The 4701-nt window shown below is 69.8% G+C and carries 3 protein-coding genes; 2 read left to right on the top strand and 1 reads right to left on the bottom strand.

Annotated features, from left to right (window positions below):
* Positions 1–640, bottom strand: a 640-nt coding sequence (locus CVO76_RS08445) for a ribonuclease J (protein WP_208741755.1), incomplete at its 3' end; no start/stop codon positions are given.
* 301 nt (positions 641–941) lie between these two features.
* On the opposite strand from CVO76_RS08445, the gene CVO76_RS08440 reads away from it, so the two are divergent.
* The gene (locus CVO76_RS08440; protein ID WP_208738961.1) at positions 942–2996 is read left to right on the top strand and encodes an acyltransferase family protein; all 2055 of its coding nucleotides are present in this window, start codon (positions 942–944) and stop codon (positions 2994–2996) included.
* Between the two features lie 124 nt (positions 2997–3120).
* Positions 3121–4647, top strand: coding sequence for an IMP dehydrogenase (gene guaB, locus CVO76_RS08435; protein WP_208738960.1), 1527 nt, complete (start codon positions 3121–3123; stop codon positions 4645–4647).
* The last annotated feature ends 54 nt before the right edge of the window (positions 4648–4701 follow it).

Genomic DNA, 4701 nt, shown 5'->3' with positions numbered 1-4701 from the left:
CGGTGCGGAAGACCGCGTCGATCGCCGGCGCGAGATCCTTCTCCGAGGTCGTGAACCCGGGGACGTCGGCGTTGGTGGAGTCCGTGAGGAACAGGTCCACGCCCTCGGCGCCCAGGCGTGCGAAGGCGCCGAGGTCGGTGATGCGGCGGTCCAGGGGGAACTGGTCCATCTTGAAGTCGCCTGTGTGCAGCACCATGCCGGCCGCGGTGCGGATGGCGACGGCGAGGCTGTCCGGGATGGAGTGGTTCACGGCGACGAACTCGAGGTCGAAGCCGCCCATGGTCCGACGGTCACCCTCCTTGACCTGCACGGTCTTCGGGGTGATGCGGTGCTCCTTGAGCTTCGCCTCGATGAAGGCGAGTGTGAGCCGCGAGCCGACCAGGGGGATGTCCGCGCGTTCCTTGAGCAGGTACGGGACGGCGCCGATGTGGTCCTCGTGCCCGTGCGTGAGCACGACGGCGACGACGTCGTCGAGCCGGTCCCGGATGTAGGAGAAATCGGGCAGGATGACGTTGACGCCGGGCTGGTGCTCCTCGGGGAACAGGACACCGCAGTCCACGATCAGCAGCTTGCCCTCGAACTCGAAGACGGTCATGTTTCTGCCGATCTCACCGATGCCACCGAGAGCGACGATGCGCATGGCTCCCTTGGCCAGTTCCCGTGGTGCTTTCAGTGCGGCAGGTCTCTTATTCACAGATCAGTTATCTCTCGTTCATGCGGGGGCGGGGCGGCGGCCCTCGGACGTATGTCGGGGCCGGCAGACCCGGCGATTCCGTTCGGGTGGTCCCCGGCGTTCCCGGGGAGATACTCCTTCTAGGGTACGTGCTACGCGGGCGACCGGACGGATCGGGCTCCCCGGGCACCGGCATCGCCGAAGATCACGAAACGGTAAACTGGGATTTTGCGTCCGCCCAATCCCCAGGCCTCCGAGGAGGAACAGCATGGTTACCGCCTCGCAGTCCCCGCCGTCCGTGGCCCTCGGGGAGCAGCCGGCCCGCCCGGATGAGCGCCGGTTCCGGCCGGAGGTCCAGGGACTCCGGGCGCTGGCCGTCGGCATGGTGGTCGTCTACCACGTGTGGCTCGGGCGGGTGTCGGGGGGTGTGGACGTCTTCCTGCTCGTCTCCGCCTTCCTCCTCACCGTCACGTTCACCCGGCGCCTCGAGGCCGCGCAGCCCCTCGACCTGGCCGCCTACTGGCTGGGGCTGCTGAAGCGGCTCCTGCCGGCCGCCGTCGTGGTCCTGCTGTCCGTCCTCGCGGCAACCGCAGTCCTCGTGCCCGGTTCGCGCTGGCGATCCGTGTTCGATCAGACCTGGGCATCCCTGACCTACCGGCAGAACTGGCAGCTCGCGGCCGACGCCGTCGACTACTACGCGCTCGACTCCAGCGCGGCCAGCCCGCTCCAGCACTTCTGGTCCCTGTCCATCCAGGGTCAGGTGTTCCTGCTCTGGCCGGTCGTCTTCGCGTCCGCCGCCGTCCTCGTCGCGGTCACCCGGCTGCGGCCCCGGCCCGTCCTCCTGGTCCTGTTCGGCGCCGTCTTCGCGCTGTCGCTCGCGTTCTCCGTCTGGCAGACCGGCGCGGACCAGGCGGCTGCCTACTTCGACACCCGCGCCAGGCTCTGGGAATTCGCCCTCGGCTCGCTCGTGGCGCTGGCCCTGCCCTATCTGGTGGTGCCGGCGCGGGTCCGGGTGGTGCTGGGCTGGGCCGGCGTGGTCATGATGCTCGCGTGCGGCGTCCTCCTGCAGGTGCAGCAGCAGTTCCCGGGCTACATCGCCCTCTGGCCCACGCTCGCCGCCGCCGCCGTGCTCGTCGCGGGCCGCACGGACAGTCCCGCGGGCGTGGACCGCTGGTTGTCCTCGGCGCCGCTCCTGCGGCTCGGCAACGTGTCCTACGCCCTGTACCTGTGGCACTGGCCCGTCCTCGTCCTCTGGCTCGTCGTCGCCGACAAGCCGAGAGCCGGGATGCTCGACGGCGGGATCGTCATCGCGGCCTCGCTCGTCCTGGCCGTGCTCACTATGCGCTTCGTCGAGGAACCGATGCGCGCCTGGCAGTGGCCGACCGTGCAGCGCAGGCGGACCGGCCTCGTCGCGGCGCTGGCCCTCGCGCTCGTGGCCGTGCCCCTCTCGGGGTGGGAGTACCGGGTCCAGGCACAGGAAGCGGCGGTGCAGCAGCAGACGGACGACGACAACCCGGGCGCCGCAGCCCTGGCGCCCGGCTTCCGGTTCCGGGGCGCGGAGGACGCGTTGGTGAAGCCGCTGGCCAGCAGCCTCGGCGCCGAGTGGGCGGAGGTCGACGGGCCCTGCCCGGACGCCCTGATGCCCGCTGATCCCCGGTTGTCCTCGTGCGTCCGCACGGGGGACGAGTCGACGGCGGAGCGGACCATCCTGGTGCTCGGCGACTCCCATTCCCAGATGTGGATGACGGCGCTCGGTGCCATGGCGACGAAGAACAACTGGCTCGCCGTCTCGGTGCACAGGCCCAGCTGCCGGTTCGTCGATGCTCCGAGCACCGTCGATCCCGAGTGCCGGGCGTTCAACGACGCGGTCCGCGACTACGCGCTCGAGCTCGCGCCGGACGCCGTCCTGACGGTCGGCACGCGGACGGACTGGAGTTCGCCGGCGGAGGAGGTCCCGGCCGGGTTCGAGAAGGGGATCGCGCCCCTGCTCGCGGCCGGCATCCCCGTCGTCGGCCTGCGGGACACGCCCCGCTTCGAGGACGACATGGCCGAGTGCACGGCGCTCAACGCCACCGACCCCTCGGCCTGCGACGTCCCCCTGGCCGAGGTGCTGGCGCCGTCGTCGCCGCTGGCCGCCGTGGCCGACCGCGTGCCGGGACTCGAGCACCTGGATCTCACCGACCTCGTCTGCGCCTCGGCGACGTGTTCCGGCGTCGTCGGCAACGTGCGCGTGTTCATGGACCGGGACCACCTGTCCAAGACCTACGTCTCCACCACCGCGCCGGCGTTCGAGCAGCGGCTGAGGGCCGTGCTCGGCTGGTGACGTGAGTGGTGTCACCGGAATAGGGCGCCCCTGCGATCCGTTCTAGACTGGCAGAGCCCGCCGGCGCAGCCCGCCGAAGGCCCCCAACCCACTCCCATCGGGCGACACCGAAAGAGGCGCAGCAGTGAGCGAGCAGTCCGGCCAGAACGAGACCCACGACCCCTTCGGATTCATCGGCCTCACATACGACGACGTCCTCCTGCTGCCCGGCCACACCGACGTCATCCCCTCCGAGGCCGATACGTCGTCGCGCATCTCCAAGCGCATCACCGTGAAGACGCCACTGCTCTCCTCCGCGATGGACACCGTCACGGAGTCGCGCATGGCCGTCGCCATGGCGCGGCAGGGCGGCCTCGGCGTGATCCACCGCAACCTGTCCATCTCCGACCAGGCGGACCAGGTGGACCGGGTGAAGCGCAGCGAGTCGGGCATGATCACCAACCCGCTCACCATCGGCCCCGACGCCACCCTGCAGGAACTCGACGAGCTCTGCGGTCACTACCGGGTCTCGGGTCTGCCCGTGGTCGACGGCACCGGCCACTTGCTCGGCATCGTCACCAACCGCGACACGCGCTTCGTGCTGGAGCGTGACTTCCCGCGCATCCTGGTCCGCGACGTCATGACGAAGATGCCGCTCGTCACGGGGCACGTGGGCATCAGCGGCGACGACGCCATCAACCTCCTCGCCGGCAACAAGATCGAGAAGCTCCCCCTCGTCGACGACGAGGGCATCCTCCGCGGCCTCATCACGGTCAAGGACTTCACGAAGGCCGAGCAGTACCCGCTGTCCACGAAGGACGACGACGGCCGCCTCCGCGTCGGCGCTGCCATCGGCTTCTTCGGCGACGGCTGGGAGCGCGCCATGACCCTCGTCGAGGCGGGCGTGGACGCCCTCTTCGTCGACACCGCCAACGGGCACAGTGCGGGCGTGCTCGAGATGATCTCGCGCCTGAAGGCGGAGAAGTCCGCGGCGCACGTGGACATCATCGGCGGCCAGGCGGCAACCCGCGAGGGTGCGCAGGCACTGATCGACGCCGGCGCCGACGGCATCAAGGTGGGCGTGGGACCCGGATCCATTTGCACCACGCGCGTCGTCGCGGGCGTCGGCGTCCCGCAGGTCACGGCCATCTACGAATCCGCGAAGGCGGCGATCCCCGCAGGCGTGCCCGTGATCGCCGACGGCGGCCTCCAGTACTCCGGCGACATCGGCAAGGCACTCGTGGCCGGCGCCGACACCGTGATGCTCGGATCCCTCCTGGCAGGATCCGCCGAGGCGCCCGGCGAACTGATCTTCGTCAACGGCAAGCAGTTCAAGACCTACCGCGGCATGGGATCGCTCGGTGCCATGCAGACGCGCGGCAAGAACACGTCCTACTCCAAGGACCGTTACTTCCAGGCCGACGTGACCGGCGACGACAAGCTGATCCCCGAGGGCATCGAGGGCCGCGTCGCGTATCGCGGGCCGCTCGCGTCCGTGGCGTACCAGCTCGTCGGCGGACTCCGCCAGACCATGTTCTACACCGGTGCTCGCACCATCCCCGAGCTGAAGGCCAAGGGCAAGTTCGTCCGCATCACGGCTGCCGGTCTCAAGGAATCCCACCCGCACGACATCCAGATGACGGTGGAGGCACCCAACTACGGCTCCAAGTAGCACCTCGCGTCGTATCGGCCGCCCGATCCCGAGCACCTCGGACGGGAGGCCGAT

This window comes from Arthrobacter agilis, from assembly GCF_002953615.1.
GTDB lineage: Bacteria > Actinomycetota > Actinomycetes > Actinomycetales > Micrococcaceae > Arthrobacter_D > Arthrobacter_D agilis_B.
The sequence above is the reverse complement of the archived record's forward strand: the minus strand, read 5'-3'. Positions and strand labels throughout refer to the sequence as shown.